20 protein-coding genes are annotated in these 21,255 nt (G+C 57.7%); 8 read left to right on the top strand and 12 right to left on the bottom strand.

From position 1 onward, the window contains the following. The first annotated feature begins 79 nt into the window (after positions 1–79). From trmFO to AABO57_06240, 3 genes are read left to right on the top strand one after another with little or no spacing between them, the layout of a single operon-like run. Complete coding sequence (gene trmFO / locus AABO57_06250) at positions 80–1,438, top strand: methylenetetrahydrofolate--tRNA-(uracil(54)-C(5))-methyltransferase (FADH(2)-oxidizing) TrmFO (protein ID MEK6285324.1); 1,359 nt, start codon at positions 80–82, stop codon at positions 1,436–1,438. Then, entirely contained in the window at positions 1,435–2,526 is a 1,092-nt protein-coding gene (locus tag AABO57_06245) for a VWA domain-containing protein (GenBank protein MEK6285323.1), read from the top strand. The genes trmFO and AABO57_06245 overlap by 4 nt, the downstream gene beginning before the upstream one ends. A gap of 43 nt (positions 2,527–2,569) precedes the next feature. Beyond that, positions 2,570–3,934: a dipeptidase gene (locus tag AABO57_06240; GenBank protein MEK6285322.1), complete on the top strand. Its 1,365-nt coding sequence runs from the start codon at positions 2,570–2,572 to the stop codon at positions 3,932–3,934. 101 nt (positions 3,935–4,035) lie between these two features. Here AABO57_06240 and AABO57_06235 read toward each other — a convergent pair whose 3' ends face one another. The 4 genes from AABO57_06235 to hemF all read right to left on the bottom strand — a co-directional run bounded on the left by AABO57_06235 (position 4,036) and on the right by hemF (position 6,267). After that, positions 4,036–4,431 carry a DUF2442 domain-containing protein gene (locus AABO57_06235; GenBank protein ID MEK6285321.1) on the bottom strand — a complete coding sequence of 132 codons (396 nt, stop codon included), beginning with the start codon at positions 4,429–4,431 and terminating at the stop codon, positions 4,036–4,038. Then, positions 4,421–4,618, bottom strand: a complete 198-nt coding sequence (locus AABO57_06230; GenBank protein ID MEK6285320.1) for a DUF4160 domain-containing protein — start codon at positions 4,616–4,618, stop codon at positions 4,421–4,423. The genes AABO57_06235 and AABO57_06230 overlap by 11 nt, the downstream gene beginning before the upstream one ends. A gap of 117 nt (positions 4,619–4,735) precedes the next feature. Beyond that, positions 4,736–5,236: a DUF433 domain-containing protein gene (locus AABO57_06225; protein MEK6285319.1), complete on the bottom strand. Its 501-nt coding sequence runs from the start codon at positions 5,234–5,236 to the stop codon at positions 4,736–4,738. A gap of 74 nt (positions 5,237–5,310) precedes the next feature. Continuing rightward, complete coding sequence (gene hemF / locus AABO57_06220; GenBank protein MEK6285318.1) at positions 5,311–6,267, bottom strand: oxygen-dependent coproporphyrinogen oxidase; 957 nt, start codon at positions 6,265–6,267, stop codon at positions 5,311–5,313. Between the two features lie 188 nt (positions 6,268–6,455). On the opposite strand from hemF, the gene AABO57_06215 reads away from it, so the two are divergent. Then, positions 6,456–7,049, top strand: a complete 594-nt coding sequence (locus tag AABO57_06215) for a tyrosine-protein phosphatase (protein ID MEK6285317.1) — start codon at positions 6,456–6,458, stop codon at positions 7,047–7,049. 45 nt (positions 7,050–7,094) lie between these two features. After that, positions 7,095–7,667: a dual specificity protein phosphatase family protein gene (locus AABO57_06210; GenBank protein ID MEK6285316.1), complete on the top strand. Its 573-nt coding sequence runs from the start codon at positions 7,095–7,097 to the stop codon at positions 7,665–7,667. 27 nt (positions 7,668–7,694) lie between these two features. On the opposite strand, the gene AABO57_06205 is transcribed toward AABO57_06210, so the two are convergent. The 5 genes from AABO57_06205 to xerC form a co-directional block, all read right to left on the bottom strand. Then, positions 7,695–8,858 (bottom strand): alanine racemase, encoded by a 1,164-nt coding sequence (locus AABO57_06205; protein MEK6285315.1) that lies wholly within the window; start codon positions 8,856–8,858, stop codon positions 7,695–7,697. A gap of 330 nt (positions 8,859–9,188) precedes the next feature. Continuing rightward, a complete protein-coding gene (locus AABO57_06200) occupies positions 9,189–10,019 on the bottom strand; it encodes a hypothetical protein (protein MEK6285314.1) in 831 nt (276 codons plus the stop codon). Continuing rightward, a complete protein-coding gene (locus tag AABO57_06195) occupies positions 10,006–11,181 on the bottom strand; it encodes a tryptophan 7-halogenase (GenBank protein ID MEK6285313.1) in 1,176 nt (391 codons plus the stop codon). The genes AABO57_06200 and AABO57_06195 overlap by 14 nt, the downstream gene beginning before the upstream one ends. Positions 11,182–11,233: 52 nt before the next feature. After that, the gene (locus AABO57_06190) at positions 11,234–12,946 is read right to left on the bottom strand and encodes a LodA/GoxA family CTQ-dependent oxidase (protein MEK6285312.1); all 1,713 of its coding nucleotides are present in this window, start codon (positions 12,944–12,946) and stop codon (positions 11,234–11,236) included. A 188-nt stretch (positions 12,947–13,134) separates the two neighbouring features. Then, positions 13,135–14,052: a tyrosine recombinase XerC gene (gene xerC, locus AABO57_06185; protein ID MEK6285311.1), complete on the bottom strand. Its 918-nt coding sequence runs from the start codon at positions 14,050–14,052 to the stop codon at positions 13,135–13,137. 259 nt (positions 14,053–14,311) lie between these two features. On the opposite strand from xerC, the gene AABO57_06180 reads away from it, so the two are divergent. The 3 genes from AABO57_06180 to AABO57_06170 all read left to right on the top strand — a co-directional run bounded on the left by AABO57_06180 (position 14,312) and on the right by AABO57_06170 (position 17,791). Next, a complete protein-coding gene (locus AABO57_06180; protein ID MEK6285310.1) occupies positions 14,312–14,920 on the top strand; it encodes a PH domain-containing protein in 609 nt (202 codons plus the stop codon). Between the two features lie 53 nt (positions 14,921–14,973). Next, the gene (locus AABO57_06175; protein ID MEK6285309.1) at positions 14,974–16,284 is read left to right on the top strand and encodes a DUF6599 family protein; all 1,311 of its coding nucleotides are present in this window, start codon (positions 14,974–14,976) and stop codon (positions 16,282–16,284) included. Positions 16,285–16,354: 70 nt separating this feature from the next. Continuing rightward, complete coding sequence (locus AABO57_06170) at positions 16,355–17,791, top strand: sigma-54 dependent transcriptional regulator (protein MEK6285308.1); 1,437 nt, start codon at positions 16,355–16,357, stop codon at positions 17,789–17,791. Between the two features lie 346 nt (positions 17,792–18,137). Here the strand turns inward: AABO57_06170 and AABO57_06165 are convergent, their stop codons facing one another. The 3 genes from AABO57_06165 to AABO57_06155 form a co-directional block, all read right to left on the bottom strand. Further along, positions 18,138–18,923, bottom strand: a complete 786-nt coding sequence (locus AABO57_06165; GenBank protein MEK6285307.1) for a hypothetical protein — start codon at positions 18,921–18,923, stop codon at positions 18,138–18,140. A 59-nt stretch (positions 18,924–18,982) separates the two neighbouring features. Continuing rightward, positions 18,983–19,684, bottom strand: coding sequence for an ABC transporter ATP-binding protein (locus AABO57_06160; GenBank protein MEK6285306.1), 702 nt, complete (start codon positions 19,682–19,684; stop codon positions 18,983–18,985). A gap of 257 nt (positions 19,685–19,941) precedes the next feature. Then, a complete protein-coding gene (locus AABO57_06155) occupies positions 19,942–21,105 on the bottom strand; it encodes a HEAT repeat domain-containing protein (GenBank protein MEK6285305.1) in 1,164 nt (387 codons plus the stop codon). Positions 21,106–21,255 lie beyond the last annotated feature (150 nt).

Raw genomic sequence — 21,255 nt, 5'->3', positions numbered from 1 at the left:
TCCCGTAGTTTGATAGCCCTCGCGCGCGAATGCTAGAATCGAAGCGAACTCAGCATCGAGCCCTATCAACTGATCTCAGATGACCAACGACCCACAAATAACAGTAATCGGCGGCGGGCTGGCCGGCTCGGAAGCCGCCTGGCAAGCTGCCGAGCGCGGCGTCAGAGTTCGGCTGTACGAGATGCGCCCTGTGCGTCCGACTCCCGCTCACGAGACCGCGAACCTTGGTGAGATCGTGTGCTCGAATTCTCTGAAGACGGATGAGCCCGGCACCGCGCCATATCTTCTCAAGGAGGAACTACGCCGCGGGGGATCGTTGCTCATCAGCGTAGCTCACCAGAACTCGGTGCCCGCAGGCTCAGCGCTCGCGGTTGATCGCGAGCGGTTTGCTGAAGAGGTCACCCGCCGAATCGCTTCTCATCCGAACATCGAAGTGCTGCGCGAAGAAGTTCAAACTCTGCAACTCGAGGGACCGGTTGTTATCGCCACCGGCCCGCTCACATCGCCTGCGCTTACTGAAGAGATCAGCAGACTGACCGGCGCCGGACAACTTTACTTCTACGACGCGATATCGCCGGTAGTCGATGCGGAGTCGGTCAATTGCGAAATTGCGTTTCGCGCGGCGCGCTACGGAAAGGGCGGGGACGACTACCTCAACTGCCCGTTCAATGAAGAGGAGTACGATCGCTTCTACGACGCGCTGCTCGCGGCAGAGTCAGTTGCGCTGCACGAGTTCGAGAAGACGATGTATTTCGAAGGCTGCTTGCCAATCGAGGAAATCGCGCGTCGCGGCCGCGACACGTTGCGTTACGGACCGATGAAACCGGTTGGCCTTCGCGATCCGCGCACCGATCGGCAGCCCTTCGCGGTTGTACAGCTACGGCAGGAAACTCTGATGGCCGACAGCTACAACCTGGTCGGGTTTCAAAACCATCTGAAGTTCGGCGAGCAAAAGCGCGTGCTTCGTTTAATCCCCGGACTCGAACAAGCTGAGATGATTCGCTACGGTCAGATTCATCGCAACACGTTCATCTGCGCGCCGGCTGTGCTCACCGAGACGTTGCAAATGCGCGCTCAGCCGCGCGTTCTCTTCGCGGGACAGATTTCCGGCGTCGAGGGATACATCGAAGCGATGGCGACAGGATTCATGGCGGGCGTGCACGCGGCTGAACTTGCGCGCGGGCGCAAGCCGCAGGCCCCGCCCCGCCGGAGCGCGATGGGGAGCCTTACGAATTACATCGCGAACGCAGACGTCAGGAACTTTCAGCCGATGAACATAACCTTCGCGCTTTTGCTGCCGTTGGACGAAGCAGACCGGCGGCGGCTCAGGCGCAAAGTCGACCGGCGCCATCTCCAGGTCGAGCTTGCGTTGAAGGACTTTGAAGAATGGCGCGCGGCGTATCTCTCGAAGGCAGCAGCGTCGGAAGCGAGGATATGATTCGAAGGCAAAAGGCAAAAGTAAAAAGGAAAAACCTCGGACGCGACGTTCAAGCGCTGCTGATGTTTTTTCCTTTTGCCTTTCTCCTTTTACCTTTTGCCTTCGCGTTTGCCCAGTCGGGCAGACCAACGCCTCCGCCTCCGAAACCTCAACCGCCTTCGCAATCGCAAGGACGCCGGCCCGTTTCGCCTCCCGCCGAAGAAACCCGTCCGCGCCGCGCCACCGAAGACTCGCAGGAAGACAAACCCATAAAGCTGAAAGCCGATCTGGTCACGGTGATTACCTCGGTCACCGATTCGGCCGGCAATCAGGTCAACGATCTAACCGAAAAAGATTTCGAGTTGTACGAGGACAACTCACTTCAAGACATCGCCGGCTTCTATCGCGAAGGGCAGATCCCGTTGCGGCTGATCTTCTTATTCGATACCTCAGGCTCGATACGGCACCGCTTTGACTTCGAGCAACGGGCGGCGGCCCAGTTCTTTCGAAACGTGATGCGCCGGGGCGATCAGGCCGCGCTGATGAGCGTATCGAGCGAAGCAAGGATCGAGTTGCAGTTCACTTCTGACGTCGATCAGCTTGTCAACGCGCTTGGACAGCTAAAGGCGCAAGGCGCGACCGCGCTGTATGACGCAATGATATCGGCCGCCAGATATCTGCGCCCCGCGGAGGGGCGGCACGTGATGGTGGTCCTGTCAGACGGCACCGATACGGTCTCGACTTCAACGCTGGCGCAAGCGCTCAACGAAGCGCAGAAATCGGACGCGGTTATCTACGGCGTGCACTCGACGGGTGTTGCGCCTTCGCCTAACGTTCAGGACCTGGCAGGTGAGTTCGTGTTGAAGGCGATGTGCGAAGACACCGGCGGCCGCGCATTCTTTCCACCCATCTACGAAGACCAGAAAAAGGAAACACGCGACCTGGACGAAATATACAAGCGGCTGGCTGCGGAGGTTCGAGCGCAGTATGTGCTGACTTACTACAGCAAGGTCGAGCCGCGCCCCGGCACGTTCAGAGCGATTCGCGTAGAGGTCAAGCGGCCGGGCCTTCAAGTACGCGCGCGGCGTGGATACTACACTGCAAGATAGGCGGGCCAGACCCCCACTTCCAACGAAAAGGACTCTCACACCTATGCGCACATCGCTTCTAAGACTCTCGCTGGCATTCTGCCTGGCCGCAGCGCTTGCGGCTGGAGGTTTCGCGGCGGCGGCTGTTTCCGGCTCCACTGCGGCCACATCGCAAAAGCAGAAGCCGCGGCGCCGCCCGGCTGCTCCATCGCAATCGACTGAAGACGCTCTACGCGCGCGAGCTGAGAAGCTCCATCGCCAGTCGATCGTCATCGACACCCACAACGACATCACGTCTCCGCTTGTCGACGACGGATTCGATTTGGGAATGCGTGGCGATGATCCAAACGCGAAGGTCAAGACCCACACCGATCTCAGGCGAATGAAAGCCGGCGGCCTCGGGGCGGAGTTCTTCGCCGTGTACGTTGGAAAAGAGTTCGTCAATAAGAAGCCCGCTGAAGGGGGAGGCGCGGCCCGCCGTGCGCTCGACGTGATTGCGGTCGTCCACGAACAAATCCGTCGTCACCCCGAGTCCCTCGCGGCGGCTTCGACCGCAGCCGACATTCGCCGCATCGTGAAGAGCGGAAAGATCGCCGCGTTGATGGGGATCGAAGGCGGCCACGCAATCGAAGACAGCCTTCACGCCCTGCGGATGTTTTACGAACTGGGCGTTCGCTATATGACGCTCACTCATACGAACACCAACGACTGGGCGGATTCTGAAGGCGACATAAACAACCCGAGCGTGAAGCATCACAACGGCCTGACGGATTTCGGACGCGAAGTTATCCGAGAGATGAACCGCATAGGAATGATGGCGGACATTTCGCACGTCGCGGATAAGACCTTCTACGACGTTATCGCGACGACTCGCGCGCCGGTCATTGCTTCGCATTCTTCGGCGCGAGCCATTGCCGGCCATCCTCGAAACATGAGCGACGACATGCTGAAAGCTTTAGCCAAGAACGGCGGTGTGGTGATGGTGAATTTCTATGATGGCTTCCTGGATCCTCGCAAAGCGGAACTCGCGCTGCGCTCGCGGAGCATGGAAGACGAACTGAAGGTCACGTATCCGAACGAACCGAAGCGGGTGCAAGACGAGGTCGAGAAGTGGCGAGTTGCGAACGACCCGGGGAAAACGCCGCTCTCGGTTCTGATGGATCACATAGATCACATAGCCAAGGTGGCCGGGGTGGATCACGTTGGCATCGGTTCAGACTTCGACGGCGTTCCGCTGACAGGACTGCCGGTGGGAATGGAAGACATTTCCAAGCTGCCGACAATCACATATGAGCTCATGAAGCGCGGCTACTCGGACGGGGATATCAAGAAGATTCTGGGTGAGAATCTGCTGAGGGTCATGTCGGAAGTCGAGCGGGTTTCCGCGACGGCGGGTGGCCGCGGCAAAGGACGCCGGGAACGCGAATAGTATAGGTCGACAATGACGGCTCCGAGCGGTAGTGATGGCCCGCGATCGCCCGGACACCTGGTTGCGTGCATGTAGCATCGACGGAAGCTTGAGCTTGGTTACTACGCCTTCGATCGCCGACTGCTTCTTGCTTTCAAAGGTTGTTCCCTTCGAACATCACCTCTGCCATTGCGGCCCAGCTTTGCCATCCAACTCTTCGATCCGAACTCCCCGGCCAAAAGATTCGGCAAGCTGAAGTCGACATCGAGACTGGGCCAGCGAAGCCCGGCGCCAGATGGCGTTACCTGCACCTCAGCCAGATCCTTCGGCGATGCTCCCGCCAACCCCTGCGCCAGCTCGGCCGGAAACATGAAGGTTGCCCCGTTGCGCAGTTCCACGACTATGCGATTCGTTCGGCGATCATAGCGCGCGGACTTGGCACGCGGCTCAATTCGATCGGCTCGTGCGGCTGCCCGTTTCGCTCTCTCATACTCTTGATCGAACGCTCTATCTTCCATGGATCTCTTCCCATTTCTGCAACAAATACTCCTGGTTCTCGGAGACAATTCGTTTCGCCTTTCGCGCAACCTGTCTCTTCATATTCCAGACTTGCTTCACCTCAACCGGATCGAGATTGATCTTCGCTTCACCGTCTCCCTTAAAGGCATGGACGTGAGCAGGCTCGTGATCGTTGGAGCGAATCACGATTTCATATCCTTCTTGCCTGAGGACCGTTGACATCGTGAGATTGTGACAGCCTTCCTCCGCCTATCTCATTTCTTCGTTTCGGTTACCAGGCGATCTCTTTTCCATTCCGAGCGTTCATGCCGCGCGGCGACGAGTCTCGACCTTCGCGATCAAAGACTCACTCGCGAGCGAGATTGCCTTTGCAATTGCTTCCCGACTAATGCCGTGATAACCGCTGACGATCCAATCCCAATCCTTGCCCTGCGCGACATAGTAAAGAACATCATTCACCAGCACACGCGTACCCTTGAAGGTTAAGTCCCCGCCGCAGATCTTCGAGTCTGAGACGATGTACTCGCCGTACTCTTTTCGTTTGCGTGCCGCCATAACTTGCTCCTCGTTCTCGGTGCTTGCGGCCAACGCCTCGCGCGCCAGCTCAACCGCTTCAGCGATAGCCTCGTGACTGAGCCTTCCATCGTAAGCTTTGGGAATCCAATCCCAATCCTTGCCCTTTGCGACATAGTAAAGAACATCCTTCACCAGCACACGCGTGCCCTTGAAGGTTAAGTCCCCGCCGCAGATCTTCGAGTCTGAGACGATGTACTCGCCGTACTCTTTTCGTTTGCGCGCCGCCATAGCTTGCTCCTCATTCGATGATCGCGCTGAATAATTTAGCACTCAGCAGCCAGCCGAACAACGGAACCTTCCGTTCATTCACCCAGTTTCAACCAATCACGTGGATGGAAGAACTCCCACGCTTCGGCTTCTCGCGTGCCGGGTTCGGGATGATACTCGTACTGCCAGCGCACAAGCGGAGGCAGTGACATCAGGATAGACTCGGTGCGTCCCTGTGTCTGCAAGCCAAAGTGCGTGCCGCGATCATAGACCAGGTTGAATTCAACGTAGCGTCCACGCCGGAGCAACTGAAATTGTCGCTCGCGGTCGGTGTAGGGCTCACCCTTCCGGCGCTCCGCTATCGGAAGATAGGCGGGAAGAAAAGAACGCCCAATCCGCTGAACAAACTCAAAGATGGATTCGATGCTGCGGTGATCTGTGGACCGTTCGTCGCTCGCGGAAGGCTGTTCGTGCCCTGAATCGCCGGTCAGGTAGTCGAAGAAGACACCGCCCACTCCGCGCGTTTCATTACGATGCTTAATAAAAAAATACTCGTCGCACCATTTCTTGAAGCGCGGGTAAAACTCCGGGTCGAACTCGTCACAAGCATCCTTCAACGTTCGGTGAAAGTGAATCGCGTCTTCAAGGTATGGATAGTACGGTGTGAGATCGGTGCCGCCGCCAAACCAACTTCCAGAGCCTCGTTCAAGATAGCGAAAGTTTGCGTGGACCGTCGGTACGAAAGGGTTGGAAGGGTGGAGTACCAGCGAGACTCCGGTTGCGAAGAATTCGGTGCCGTCGCCAATCGGAAGCCTCTCGGCAAACGCCTCGTCGAAGTGTCCGAAGACTTCCGAGAAATTCACACCGGCTTTTTCGAACATCGCGCCGTCTTCCATCACCCGCGTGCGACCGCCGCCCCCTTCGTCGCGCGTCCAGAGGTCCTCGCGAAACCGGCCTTCGCCGTCAAGCAGTTCGAGCGCCGAGCATATGTGGTCTTGAAGCTCGGCGAAAAACGTTCTGGCTCGCTCCTTAAGAATAGGCTGGTCGGTCACTTTCTTGCGCCTCCCGGCGGTGAATTGCGTACGGGTTCAATGCGTATTTTGGGGCCTTTTAGCGAGCAAATCATACGAAGTTGTTGCGGCGAAGTTTTTCGTTGCAGGCTCACGGAACTCAAGGTACCATAATCCTGCTCACTGGAAAATCGAGCAATTGGTTTTGTGGGTTTTAGGAAGGAGATCTGATGCGCGCGTTTCGAAAACTCTCACCTGTATTCGTATTCGTCACATCCGTTTTTATCTCATTAGCAATCCTTTCAGTCGCGCAAGCCGCACAGGGCAACAAAACACCGAAGTGCCAGGTCAAGAATTTCGGTTGCGTCAATGAGACGTTTTACCGAGGAGCTCAGCCGAAAGAGCAAGACTATGCGGGCCTGGCTGCGATGGGAGTGAAGACAGTCATAGACCTCCAAATGGGCGGCGTAGATCGAGAGCAGGCCCTGGTCGAGGCGCAAGGCATGAAGTTCCATCGCATAGGAATGAGCGACAAAAACCAGCCTTCCCCCGAGCAGGCCGAGCTCTTCCTGAAGATAGTGAATGACCCGGCAAACCAACCCGTATTCGTGCACTGTGCCGGCGGCCGCCATCGCACTGGAGCTATGAGCGCGATTTACAGGATCACCCACGATGGATGGACGGCAGAACAGGCTTTCCAGGAGATGAAGCAATACGACTTTGACTACGGCATGGGTCACGGTTCGTTGAAGCGCTACGTTTACGACTACTACTCGCGCATCGACACAAAGGGCGTCGTAGTCACTACGAGCCGAAACAAGTAGGAATCGCATTCGGCGCGCGAAGACTCGAGTAAGCTTCAAATCAAAATGAAAAATCGAACTGGCAGGTTGAGCGCCGTGGTGTGCGCCCTGATGCTGCTCGCGGCGGCAAGCCAGGCTCAGCAGGAACCCAGCTACAAGGAGCTTCCCAATTTTCACAAAGTAAGCGAACGACTGTACCGCGGCGCGCAACCTCGCGACGGGGGTATAAGAAAACTGGCGGAGCTTGGCATAAAGACGATAATAAACCTGCGGGGCGAAGACGAGCGCATCAGCGCAGAGCAAAGCGAAACAAAGTCCGCAGGGCTGCGCTACTTCAACATCCCGATGCCGGGCCTGAGCGCGCCGTCAAACGAACAGGTCTCCAGCGTATTGGCGATAATCGATAATCCCGAGAACCAGCCGGTTTTCATTCACTGCAAGCACGGCTCCGATCGAACGGGAACTATCACCGCTATCTATCGCATCTGGCACGATGGCTGGACCGGGCAGCGCGCTATTGCGGAGGCCAGGCGCTACGGCATGAGTTGGGCAGAGTTTGGAATGAGAAGATACATCGCGGACTACTACAAACAACAGGTTCGCAGTCAGAATCAACCCGCCGCTACAACAAGCCATTGAGCGACTATCGCAATAACAGATTCAGAGTCATGTGACCGGCGCTTCGCGGCCGCGAGAAGTTACCCGCTCCACTCCAACAATGCGGCCGCTCTCAACCAGCAGCGCGTGATCAAAGTTGTTAACCGTTGGACAGATGTGCCTGGGGACAAGATAAAGCGCATCGCCTATGGCTGGCGGTGAGCCCTCGAAGAAGTCAATTGGAAGATGTTCCTCGCTCGGTTTGGACGGCAGGTACTCCGGCCGGCCGATCACGGCGCATGTTGGAATGCCCGAGTCAGCCGAAACCGTTTTGTGTCCCGCGTCGCAAGTGAAGCGGCCGGGCGATGGGTGAGAGACAACCGCTGAAACAACGACCGCAGCCGGACGATAGCCGTACTCCGCCGGCAGTTGGCCCATACTGGAGCAGTCGTTGTACACAACCGTTCCCGGCGATGCGCGATGAGTGAACGAAGATGTTGCGAAAGCCGCATAGGAGAGCGTGCATGGAAAGGCCGGCGTCCCCGCGGTTATGATCTCTGCAATCTCAATTTCCGCGCGCTCGAAGGCGGCGGTGACTTCCATCAGGCGATCGTAACCTCGATGCGCGACATTCTCGCGTTCCGGGAGAGCGAGAGAGGAGAGATGGCCGTCATAATAGTGCAGCCCACGAAAGGCCTGACCGGTATTCTTTATAGCTCGCGCGAGTTGGACTATTTCATCTACTCGATCTTGCTCGATGCCGGATCGATTCATTCCGGGGTTCAGGTCAATGAACAGTCCGACGCGGCTTCCTTGCCAGGGCTTGATGTGCTCGCGAGATTCAACCAGGGCCGACACGGAAGTTTTAGAGAACTGCTCTGCTATATTTCTCACCCGGCGAGCGTTAGCGCCAACCATTGGATAGGCAACAACGACGTCCGCAGCGCCGGCCTCGCACACCGTCGACAGCTCGAGCGCGGTTGCGCACTTGAAGTTCGCGATGCCGTGGTGGGAAACCAGCCGTCGCATGATGTACGCAAGCTTCGCCGTTTTCACATGAGGCCGCCAGCGATTAGCATCGCCGCCTAATAACCGCAAAGTCGTTCGGATGTTGGCGTCGACTATCTCGGGATAGATCGCAAGCGCGGGCGTCAAGACTCCCTCGACGCCATCAATCCGATAGTCATCGAGTGCGATATCATGTAGCGGAAACTTTTGTGGCGGGCCTGTCATATTACGATGGCCCATGATGCTGAAGTGCGCATCGCGGGCTCATGCCGACTCCATCGACAACGGATCTTCTACTAGGTCAAACCGTGCCAGTCAAGACCGCTGAGAACTCGAATGACGTGCTTGTTTCGATCGTTACTTTGGTGCGCGTCAGATTTTCGCGCATACCCACGCCTGCCAGAGACCGTGTGAAAACTCCTGGAATCCCACCCACGACAGTCTCTGGCAGGCGTGGGTATGCGCGAAAAGCTGACGCGCCCCCAGGAATGACAACCCGCGAGTGATGCTTCGGTTTCACGGATGCTACTGTGAGCTTTCCCCAGGAGCAGCTTGCTACGAGGCCAGCTCCCCTGACTCGAAGTAAAACTGAACACCTGGACGGAGCTTCACCGTCTTAGTCGCGGCTCCAGCGGCCTCTTTCACCTGCCCGCTCACTTGCTGTGCCGCCTTGATCCTCTGGCCCGGCGTATTCTTCTTACCCGGGAAAATGATCGGCGCGCCCTTGCTTAGCTCTTCGTCCGTGAACTTCCTGTCGACCTGTTTCACAGACAGCACTTGATCGAAGTCCGGTGGGCTGGTGATCAAGTGGGCCAGGAAAAGGTCCTGACCTTTGCCAAAGAGGAAGTACTCGAGTTGGGGTAAGCCGGCCGCCTCAGAGTCGAACTTGCGAAAATGGACGACTCTGGTAACAGTCGCGACCACTTTCTCATTGATGGGATTCCCGCCGCGCTCGAAATGGCCGCGAAAGATGGTGCCCTTAAACGAGCTGCGCTGCGGATTCTTCGGGTCGAGTTCCGGCAGGACGAAGGGCTCCGGTTCGAAGGTATAGATTCTCGTCGAGGGGTGCTGCCGGCGGTCCTGCACATAAGCGGCTTGCGGGTCGCTGCCGGCCTTTGTGAGGGTCACCTCCAGAATCACCTGATAACGATGGACCGGCATACTGAACATTGGCAGGTGAGAAAGGTAGACGCTCTTTTCTCCGAAAAGCAGCATCCCGTGAGTAGCAGGTGGATCTGGCAAACCCGCGCGATGCCCGCGAACAATGATAGTCGGGCTGGCGGCGGTGATCTCAGGAATTCCGCGGTATGCGAGTCCGAGGGTAGCTGCCGCGCCAGCCAGCAGAAATTCTCTCCGTCCCGTGCGATTGTCGTTAGCGTTGCTCATGATTGTCGTCTCCTTTCGTGAGTTGTTCTGTCGCTGAAGTAGGAATATGATCGAGCGCCATTCGCTTAGACGAAGCGTGCCTTCGTTGCCAGAAGGTGGACTGCGGCCAGCGTTGCTCGCGACCGTAGTAGCCTTCATAGAGTTGCGCGTAGCGCCTGAAAACCGTCTTTGTTTGGGTGTCATACTGATGCAGCGCTTCAGCATCTCCGGCGAGATGGCGTTCCAGTGCCTGGCCCGCGCGTGCGCCTGATTCCAGCGCTTGTGAAATACCTTGGGATGAAAGCGGGTCAAAAGCCATCGCGGCATCACCGGCTGCCAGCCAACCGCTGCCCGTAATGCGGTCGAGGGTTGAGCTGTTAGCTACAACCACTCGCGGGGGATGAGTGATCTTGAACGAGCGAAGACGCGCCCGCGTGTAATCGGTCTGCTGCAGCCGCGCCTGCCAAAACGCGAGTAGCGGGCCGCGTCCGCGGGGTAGCAAATCGGCATCGGTCATAAAAATGCCGATCATTCGCAGGTCGGGCAGCAGAGCCGAATACCACCACCCGGACTCTTTAGCTTCCACCAGCGTGTAGAATTCGGGAGTGACTCGACCTGCACGCGGCGATAAGAACCCGACGACTCCGACCAAGGCGTCGTGCGCTTTCCTGACCGCCTCGTTGCGCCGCGCAAATGAAGCTGCTCGCCCGGTGGCATCCACCACGAACGAAGCCTGGAATCGGTGACGCTCGCCCTCATGCCTCAGGCTGGCGCACCAAGCGTCGCCCGCCTCTTGCACAGTTTCCTCCAGACGGCCTCCAAGGTAAACCGTTGCGCCAGCCTCCGCGGCGGCTTCGGCGAGCATTGTATCGAACGACTGCCGATTGAGATGCCAGCCCGAGCCGTAGGGGTGAAACGTGAAATCTTGTTCGTAGAGTTTCGGCTCGCCCCAGGCTGAGCGGATCGCGTAAGACTGCGCGTGGCCTTGCCGCTCGAATCGCTCCCACAAACCCAGGCTGGCCAGGCTAAGCCGGGCGGCGGGCGCAAGCGTCTCGCCGACGCGCGGCTGTTCATAACGCGAGCGTTCGATGAGCACTACCGCGCGCCCGGCGCGTGCGAGCGTCAACGCGATCGTACTGCCTGTGGGTCCGCCTCCAAGCACCAGCGCATCGATTCGTTTCATCTTCATCTTTCCACAACCGGCACTTCACAGTTTCTATCGGACAAGGGTTTCACTACGCCTCTGTACTCAGAGATTCGTCTCGCTCAGTCTCGACGACCTGGGTCAAACCGTTCAGCGTCAGCGGGGCGCCGTCTTTCGTTTGATTGACGAGGAACCCCAGTCGGTGCCAGTCGTTCACCATCGCGTTGTCACCGGCGGGCGATTCGCCGGGCAGCCCTCTCGCCCACGGCTCTCGCTCGCGCCATAGCCCGTCGCGTTGCGCTTGAAGGTTCTGGAAAGCTTTGCTCTTAGGGTTGAGCTTCGCCATCTGCTGCTCGAGTTCCTTGAGACTATTGTAGCTCGCGAGCGTCAAGATCTCGTCGGGCCGTTGCGCGGGCCACCAGTGCTCGCGGCATTCGAAGAAGTCCGCCTGCCAGGGCAACGCGCTGCGTTTGGTCACGTCGCCTGGTGCAAGCTGCCGGTGATCAAACCGGAATGGCTCGGCATAGACTTCGGGGTTGCGCATAAGCCAGCCGGCTTCGATGCCCGGGTAGAACGGGCCGCCCGAGCAGTTCTCGAGCGGCGCCCTATCCAGACCCTCGGGCGTCACTTTGCGCGACGGGATGGGTTCACCCTTCCAGTCCGCCTCGAATTCCCCCTCGGCCCATCGTCGCATCAACTCGTACCGAGTCTTAGTGAGTGAGAGCCACGTCCCCGGCTTGCCCGAAACCTTGTCTCCCTCATCCCCCGAGAGCAGAGGCATGAAGCCCCGGTTCGCCTGCTGCTTGGCTGCTGCGCCCGTGGCGTTGGGATTTCGGAGCCTGCCGAAAATGCTCTGGCGAAACTCTTTGTGGTCTGGCCCGTTGCTAGCCAGCTCCGCCAGAGTCGTCGAGAAATTCCCGCCCCCGGCCCCCGGTCCGTGACCCATCAAGGCGACCTGCTGTACCCACTGCAAGTCCAGAGTGCGCGCGAAGATTGGATAGATGTCCTGAGTGAAAGAAGGGCGGGATGGCGCTTGCATCCGTCCCCGGCTGATTGCCGCCTCCATCGCGATGTCGTGGAAGGTGACGAAATGCCTGGTCGGGGGCGAGAAATCCGGCGGGCCGACAATCACCCAAGCAGGCATCGCGGTCAACTGTCGCCCGTCCGTGAGGGTGACCTGGGCGGTCACCGGGCCATCGGAAACGTCATCGTACCAGCCGTCGTTGTTGGCGTAGTGCGTGATGGGCCGCGTCGGGTCCGAGGTCCCCGATTTGCCGAAGCCGCCGATCACAAGGAGCCGGCCATTCTTTTCTGTGCGGATTTCGCCCAGCGGAACCGGGATGCCCATGAATTGGCCGCCCGCGAAGTGGGCCAACTGACCGGGGCCTCCGATCGTCCTCTTGCCCGGATCAATGATCAACGACTGGCGATCCGTGACTTTGGGATTTCGCCGCGGCGCTTTTGGCGTCCCGTGCTCTCCATCACGTCCCCGAAACTCAAACCACTCCGCCTTTTTGTTCGCGAGGTGAACGGACCAGGTGATGATGGCTTCGCCGGCGGTAATCTCTCGGATGGCGTTGCCATCGCGATCGTAGCCGAAGATGCGGAATCGGGCCGCTTGACGTTTGACGCGAGGCGGAACACCTTTGCGGGGCTCCCCGGCGTCTTTGTAGCCTCCGCGCGGCGTTTCGCACAGGCCCGGCACTTCCGGGCCGATAAAGTACTTGTCCGGGCTATTGCCGACGCGGGCGATCCCGATTGCCGGATGAATCTTGCACGCGACGATTTCACGGGTAGCAGCCATTGCGTTCCTCCGTAGAAGGTATTTTATCTCATCATGAATCGAGGACCCGCTCGATTCGTTCTCCACATGCCCCTACACAATTTGAAGACGTATTTCAGCGTCGGAATTCTGCTAAAGCTTCTGCTGTTTTGTTTGAGGACCGGGGAAGATCGCGGATGAAGAGAGCAAAAGAGCGCTTTCTTTGTCGGTCAGGCCCTTGGATGGGCTTTGTCGTATACGCGCAACAACTGTTCAATGGAAACATGAGTATAGATCTGCGTAGTAGAGAGCCGCGCATGGCCAAGCAACTCTTGAATCGCGCGCAGATCCGCCCCGGCGGATAACAGATGAGTCGCGACTGAATGACGAAGCGAGTGGGGGCTTATGGCCTGAGCAAGCGCGCACTCCTTTACGTACTTCTCGATCAACCTGCCTATCGAGCGGGTCGTGATTCGCGTCCCTTGATAGTTAAGAAACACAGCGTTCGCCTGACGCTTATGTTCGGGCGCTTCCGCAAGCAAAGCACCTCGCACTTCAGAGTAAGCTCCGAGAGCTTCCTTCGCCTTGGAGCCGAATGGCACGAAGCGTTCCTTGCGGCCTTTGCCTCGCACGCGGATTGTTTCGTGCTTGAAGTCGATGTCGTCGAAATTCATCCCGGCGATTTCCGATACGCGGCAGCCCGTGGCATATAACATCTCGATTATCGCGCGATCGCGCTTACCCAGCACGGTCTCGGTGTCCGGCGTCTCTATGAATTGAATGATTTCGTCGATCGACATCACTTTTGGAAGCCTCTTCTCAAGACGCGGGCTCGAGACCAATTTGGCGGGGTTCACTTCGAGCAGTTGCTCGCGGCATAGGAACTTGAAGAATGTCCGCAGCGTAGCCAGCTTCCGCGCTATTGACGCCTTCTTTCGCTTGGCCTGATAAAGCTGCGCCATGTACTCGCGAATCGTAATGTGATCGATCTGTCTTATGTCTATGTCGTCGCGCGTTCCGTCAGAGTGTCTGGGGCAGAGGTGATCGTAAAACTGTGCGAGATCGCTGATGTAGTTTCGCAGAGTATGCGCGGACGCGTTGCGTTGATACTTCAGATAGTCGGAGAAACGGTCGATGTACTCTTGCATGACTTAACTTTGAGAATCCTGCGGAGTATCTGGAGGGGGTGGTTCAATTCTATAGCTCGCGGCGCGGGCGTCAAGCGCGAATCCGTAGAACTGCAAAGGCGCGGCCGCGCACAGAACGAGACGCCAGAAATGATGCAGCGTCACAGGCCTGGCCGGAGGTCAGAGCGTTCGCACGGCTCTCAACCTTCTTATATCGCCGCGCGCTCGTATGCTAGAATTCGAGTTGGCTCGGGTAAGATAACAATGGCGTGAGGAAAATATGCGCTGTAACAAGTGCGGTGAGACGCTCCCGGATGGAAGCCGCTTCTGCAATAGTTGCGGCTCGGAGATGCTTACGGCAACCGGCGCATCGAATGGGCCCGTTGCGGTTGGGCCGGCCGGGGCGGTTGGGTCTTACGCCGACGAGCACGAAATATTTACGGTAAGACCGACTCTGATTTTCGTGCTGATCCGTTACATAGTCGGCGCGTTGATCACAATCGCCACGGCGGCGTTGATGGGAGTTCTGAGCAACATGAAGGTGCAGTGGGTTACAGGAACGGTCGCCTTCTTCGTGATACTCGCCGTGGCGCTCATCGCGTTTTCAAATCCAATCTACCATCACATTTTAAGGAAGCGCGAGGTGTACACGCTTACCAACTACAAGCTCGAAATGCGATACGGAATAATCGCGAAGATCGTGCGCAACATACCGCTGCGCAACATTCAAGATGTGACCGTTACGGCATCGGTCTGGCAGCGATTGTTGAACCTCGGCGATATTGGAATCGACAGCGCCTCGGAGTCGGGCAAGATAATCCTGGACGACATACATCATCCTGAACGCTACGCGAACATGATACTCGCCGAGTTGCGGCGCCGGAACTAAAGCGCTCGGCGTGGGGTCTAATCTGGCTGACGCCTGATCTTGGAACCGAACAAATGCATTTGGAGAAGCAACGGCCGGCAGTGCTGGCACTCATACTAGTACTAATATCGCCCCTTGCCATCGGAGCTCGGCAGGCGCCGGCGGGGGAGGATCAACCGGCCAGCGCGGCAGTGACGCCCCTCGCATCGTCGAGCCCGCTCGCGCGATTGCTACCCGGCAGCCTCGCTCGCTTAAGGGCAACCAGCGACATAAAGCCAATAGGTGGAGACAACCTCGTCGAGCTTGTCGGAGACAAAGCGGCAATCTACGAGGAATACCGGGTCACGTCGGCCGCTTCGCGTGAGTACGCGGGAGTTCGCGTCGATGTGTTCGAAACAGAAAACCAGTTCGCGGCACTTGGGCTGTTTATGTTCAATTGCGGAGCGAGCAGGGTCAAACCCATCGAGGAAGATATAGGCTCGGGCGGCGCTCGGCTCGATGGCGAGCTGGTCTTCTGGAAAGGGACCTTCTTTGTTCGCGTTGGTGACCCAAGTCAGAAGCCTTCCCGGGTAAGCTCGACTGTTCGAGAAGCTTTGGCCCGCGCGGTTGCGGATGCGATTGTTCCGATGAGCGCGGTCGTCACCCGTCCGCCTCTGCTCGACAGCTTGCCGGCCGCGTCCCTGGTTCCGCAAAGCCAACGCTATTTCCTGGGTCCGGAATCGCTGGACGCCTTCCTTGAACATGGCCGGGCGATGTTTGAATTCGCCGGAGACACCGAAGCGGTGATGGCTCAGTACGCGCAAGGCGAAGGCCCGAACAGTGGCGCGCCGCAGACGCAGGCGACGGGTCAAACACAGGCTAAGATGGAAAGCGTTGCCCGATCGGCGCCGGGAGCACCCGATTCGCCGCTGAAGCTTCTGATCGTCGAGTTCCACACTCCGCAGTTTGCTACCGACGCTATGGCGCGCGTCACAAGCTACGTCTCATCGCTCCCCGAAACCGATCAGCAGCACATAATCTTCAAGCGGACGGGGAACTACCTGGTCGAGGCAGTGAACGTCCGGGACCGCGAGTTTGCCGAAAGCCTGGTCAACTCGGTGCAATATCCCTACACAGTGAAGTGGCTACGCAATCCGCTATGGCCGGTCAACGATCCGTTCCGCATGGAGAAAACGGCGGATATGTTGCTATCGACCTTTGGTCTGCTTGGCTTGATCCTGGCCACGGTGCTGGTAGGGGGCTCGGTATTCGGCACGACAATCTTTTTGAAGCGGCGAAAACAGCAGCGAGAAGTGTTCTCCGACGCCGGTGGCATGCTGCGCCTTGATATCGAGCCGTTCGAGTCCGTGATGCTAAGACTACCACCGAAGAGGAGTGAAGAGTGATGCGTGAAACGTGATGCGTGATGCGTGATGCGTGATTCGTGATTCGTAACCGGACCCCTGCGTAGAAATCTTGTCACGCATCACGTCTCACGTCTCACGCATCACGCATCACGTTTCACGCATCACTTTCCGCATGCCCAACTCAGTTCTAATAGTCGATGATGAAGAAGGAATCCGCCGCTCGCTGGCAGGAGTGCTCGCGGACGAAGGTTTGTCGGTCGAGACTGCAGCGTCGGGCGAGGAGTGCATTGCCTTCTTTGAGCGGAATCTGTTTAGTTGCGTGCTTCTGGACGTCTGGCTCCCGGGCATCGACGGCATCGAAACCCTCGAGCGATTGAAAGCCGCCTATCCGGACACGGCGGTGATAATGATCAGCGGACACGGGAACATCGAAACAGCCTTGCGGGCGACTCGGCTTGGCGCCGTGGACTTCATCGAAAAGCCGCTTCAGATAGATCGCACCGTGCTTGCCGTTCGCAACGCGCTTCGCCAGCGCCAACTCGAAGCCGACAACCGAAGGCTCCGCGAGCAACTCGACGATGAGAACGCAATGATCGGCGAGAGCGTTCCCATCCGCGCGCTTCGCCAGCAGATCGCCGTTGCCGCGCCGACCAACGGACGCATTCTGATATACGGCGAGTCGGGCACCGGGAAGGAGCTGGCCGCGCGAGCGATTCATCATCAATCTTCGCGAGTGGTAATGCCCTTCGTGGAGCTCAACTGCGCCGCCATTCCCGAAGAGCTGATCGAGTCCGAACTTTTCGGACATACGAAAGGCGCATTCACCGGCGCTACTCAAGCGAAGCGAGGCAAGTTCGAACAAGCCGACGGCGGCACGCTGCTGCTCGACGAAGTCGGCGATATGAGCTTGAAAGTCCAGTCTAAGGTGCTGCGAGTTCTCGAGGAGCAGCGATTCGAGGCTCTGGGTTCGAACACCCCGCTGCAGGTCGACGTGCGCATAATCGCAGCGACGAACAAGAGATTGGACGAAGAGATCGAGCGCGGCGCGTTTCGAGCGGATCTTTTTTATCGCCTAAACGTGATTCCATTCGAAGTGCCTCCGCTTCGCGACCGCCGCGAGGATATCCCGCTGCTTGCGAACTACTTCAATCTCAAATACTCGACTGCGTACAACCGAGCGCCGAAGGCTTTCACCGAAGACGCGCACAAGCGGTTGGCCGATTGCGATTGGCCGGGCAATGTGCGCGAACTGCGAAACACGATCGAGCGCGTGGTCATAATGGCGGCCAAGGAGCGAATCACCGCCGATGACTTGCCGCCGTTTGGAACTCCCGAGGGTGTGAAGATGCCGCCGCGGTACAACTTCACTTCGTATCGCGAAGGCCGCGAAGCCTACGAGCGCAACTACATTCTTCGGAAGCTGGGCGAGTGCGACGGCAACGTCACCCACACCGCCGAAGCGCTGGGCATCGACCGCTCACACTTGTATCGTCGAATGAAAGCGCTGGGCATTAGCGAGAAGCGAACAGGCGGCAATCAAAACTAACGGTCGAGGGTTTCCATTTCCGAAACGCTGTCATCGAGACAAATCACAAAGACGCGAAGACCAGGAGGAGGCATTCGGTCTTCGCGTCTTTGTGTTCATTAGGCTCACTCACACCTCAGAGCAACCATTGGATCGACCTTTGTGGCGCGGCGAGCTGGCACAAAACAGGCTGCTAGAGCCACTCCCGTAGGCTCGCCTCTTGACTGCGGATTGCTGAGGTCGGCTTGCGAAACCGTCCGAGAGAAATCTCAAATGTCTCAGATTTCCAATTTCAGATCTCAAAGCTCAAGCTCAAAGCTCAAGCTCAAAGCCGAGATTCGAACTTGTTTGAGAATTGGAAATCAAATCACTCGCCGCGAAACGTCACGCTGCCGCTAATGCCGGAGACCGAGATGACCGACCCGCCGGAACCGGCTCGTCCGCGGAAGTCTGAATGTCCGACCTTGCTGAGCGTCACATGTGGCGCTGCAGCGTTCACGTCGCCGTTGATGCCGCTGACGTTCAGATCTGCGTTCAAATTGCTCGCCAGCCGGAGCTCGACTCTCCCGCTGATGCCGCTAACGCGAATGCCGCGCACGCTCAGGCGAGGGATCGTTATCAAAAGCACGCCGCTGATGCCCGAGATGTCCGAATACCCGAGCGCCTGCGCGACCTCGACTTTGCCGCTTATTCCGCTGAGGCGCAACGAACCATCGATCTCTCCAATAGTGACCGGTCCGCTAATCGCGTTGAGCTTCAAATCGACATTGCGTGGCAATCGGAGGGTCACTTGCTGGCGGGCCCTTATGTTTTGGCAGTCGTCGGTCCGCTCTTGTCGATGACGCATCACCAGGCTGGTGGGAGTATGCTCGATGCCAACGGTATAGCAATCGAGATCCTTGCGAGTCTCCCCCATTCGCACAATGCGAACTTCTGCAGTCGTGCTGGTGGTTGTTTCGACGTCGACGGAGCCCGATATGACCGACAGCTCGACGCGCGCACCCGGAGCAAGCTCGTAGGTCTGGTTTATTTCTTCGCGTTCAGAATAGTCGCGATCGTCAACGTGCTTGCGCTGCGATTGCGCGCCGGTTAGCGGCGCAAGCATCAAAGCCAGCACCGCGATGCCGAAAAGAGCGATAGATTTCTGTCGCATTGTTAATACCTCCTTAGGGTTTTTCTGTCTTAGCTCACGCGGCCTTTGATATGTCGCCATCACGCCGCCTTTGATTGTTCTTCCACCACCTGGCCGTCGAACAGGTGAACAGTCCGATCTGCATGAGCCGCGTACCGCGGGTCGTGAGTCACCATGCAAATGGTCGCGCCCGCACTGTGAAGTTCGCCCAGCAGCTCCATCATCGATTCGCCGTGCGCTGAATCGAGATTGCCGGTAGGCTCATCGGCCAGCACGATCAGCGGATCGCCCGCGACCGCGCGCGCCACCGCGATTCTCTGCTGCTGGCCGCCTGATAGTTGACTCGGCAGATGTCGCTCACGATGCGCCATGCCAACTCGCTCGAGCGCGTCCCTTACTCGCTCGCGGCGTTCGGATGCTTTAACCCCGCGATAGGTCAGCGGAAGCTCGACATTCTCAAACACGGTGAGGTCGCCGATGAGATTAAAGCTCTGAAACACGAATCCTATTTCTCGATTGCGGATTACCGCGCGTTCGGAGCGTGGCAAATCGGCAACCGATTTGCCGGCGAGAAGGTAGGTTCCGTCGGTCGGCGAATCCAGCAATCCGAGAATCGAGAGAAGAGTGGACTTTCCACAGCCTGATGGGCCCCCGATCGAAACGAACTCGCCTTTGTCGATCTCGAGATGAATGCCCGAAAGCGCGTGCGTTTCCACCTCGTCGGTGAAAAAGACCTTGGTGACGCTTTGCAATCGAAGCAGGGGCTGGTCGAAATGTTTCATAACCTTATCCTTCGGAATGGCCTCACGAATGGCTGTCAAATGAAACGGATGGCTCGGCTGAATCGAAGACGCTAGTTAGTGAGACGCAAAGCCAAAAGGTTTCAGGTGGCTTGGGAAACTGAAAATTGAAAATTGAAAATTGAGTGGAACCCGCGCGCTTTGGCAAGTTTGCAATTTTCAATTTTCAATTTTCAATTTCCGATTCTCGCTGAGGCTGCTTGGTCCCAGACCGAACCCGCGCCACCTGAAGCTCCTACTCACTTCGCCAATATCTCTTTGAAAAACTCCAGCGCGCGCTCATCGCCGGTCTGCCCGAGCCAGAACATCGCTTGCTTGCGCACGGCGGGTTTGGGATGGGTCTTTGCGATCTTGATTAGAAGAGGTATCGCTTCGTCCTTCGGCCTCTGGCTTATGGCGAACACGGCTTGCTTTTGCACTTCTGTGTCGTCGTCGGATTTCTCGACCACGTTCCCCAACACCTCGAGTCCGCGCTTGCCCGCTGTTTGACCGAGCCAGAAGAGAGCTTGCTTTCTCAGTTCGCGGTCGGGGTCGCTTTCTGCAACCTTGATCAGGAAGTTGATTCCTTCATCATTGTTCCTGTTTGCTGAAGTGGATTTTGTGTCGCTGTTGTTTATCGAAGCGGCAAAGATGATTTGCCTCTTGACCTCGCGGTCGCCGACCGTTGGATAAAGCGCTTCTAGAGCCGCAATCGCGCCTGGCTCTTTGCTGACGCCGATGGCGAAGGCCGCCTCTTTGCGAAGCTTGGTGCTCTCTTGTTGGTTGCGGACCAGGTCAACCAGAAAGGGATTGTGACCCGGGATTTGACCGAGCCAGAAAACCGCGCTCGTGCGGACCTTCTCTACCTTGGACTGGCGAACGAAATCTTCAAGCATGCCGCCGACCCGCGGATCGTCGTGTAGCGCGATGGCTACGATCGAATTCCTGGGGGCATCGCCGATTTGATTTGATTCGACAAGGCCTCTGAGCAAACTCAAGCTCTCTTCATTTGCGGCGCGGCCGAGCCAGTAAACGGGGTAGCCGCTGTACTCGCGACTGCGGTCCAGATTGTAGACCTCGACCCTCGCGATCGAACCGTCGCTCGATTCGTGAAGCGCGAAGACACCCAGGTTGCGTGTTTCAATGTTCGAGCCCACCGAAACGCTCGTGCCGCTGAATATGGTAGTGCTTCCGTGGCCGTCGCGAATTTCAACGTCGACCGCAACTCCGGGCCTCACGTCAAACGAATAAGCTGTCCAGAAGCGCGTTTGCTTGGCGCGGCCCTGTCTTAGGGCAAGGTCTATCTTTGATCTCAGGTTCGTTCCTTCTACGGGTATAAAGCCTTCGCGTTGAGCCCGCGAGCTGCCAGTGCTCATCAGCACCGTTCCAATCAACAAAGTGAGCATGCAAATTGTCTTGAGCATTTTGGTGACTCCTTAGAAAAAAATCCGACAAACCTAGTCTCTGGTTTCTAGTTTCTGGTTCCGGGTTCAGAGTTCAGAGTTCCGGGTTTAGGCTTCACCAATGTTGTTGGGCGTTTGGACGCGAAATCCTGAACCCGGAACCACAAACCA

The sequence above is a fragment of the Acidobacteriota bacterium genome, assembly GCA_038040445.1.
In the GTDB taxonomy this organism is placed as follows: Bacteria; Acidobacteriota; Blastocatellia; order UBA7656; family UBA7656; genus Onstottus_A; species Onstottus_A frigus.
The sequence above is the reverse complement of the archived record's forward strand: the minus strand, read 5'-3'. Positions and strand labels throughout refer to the sequence as shown.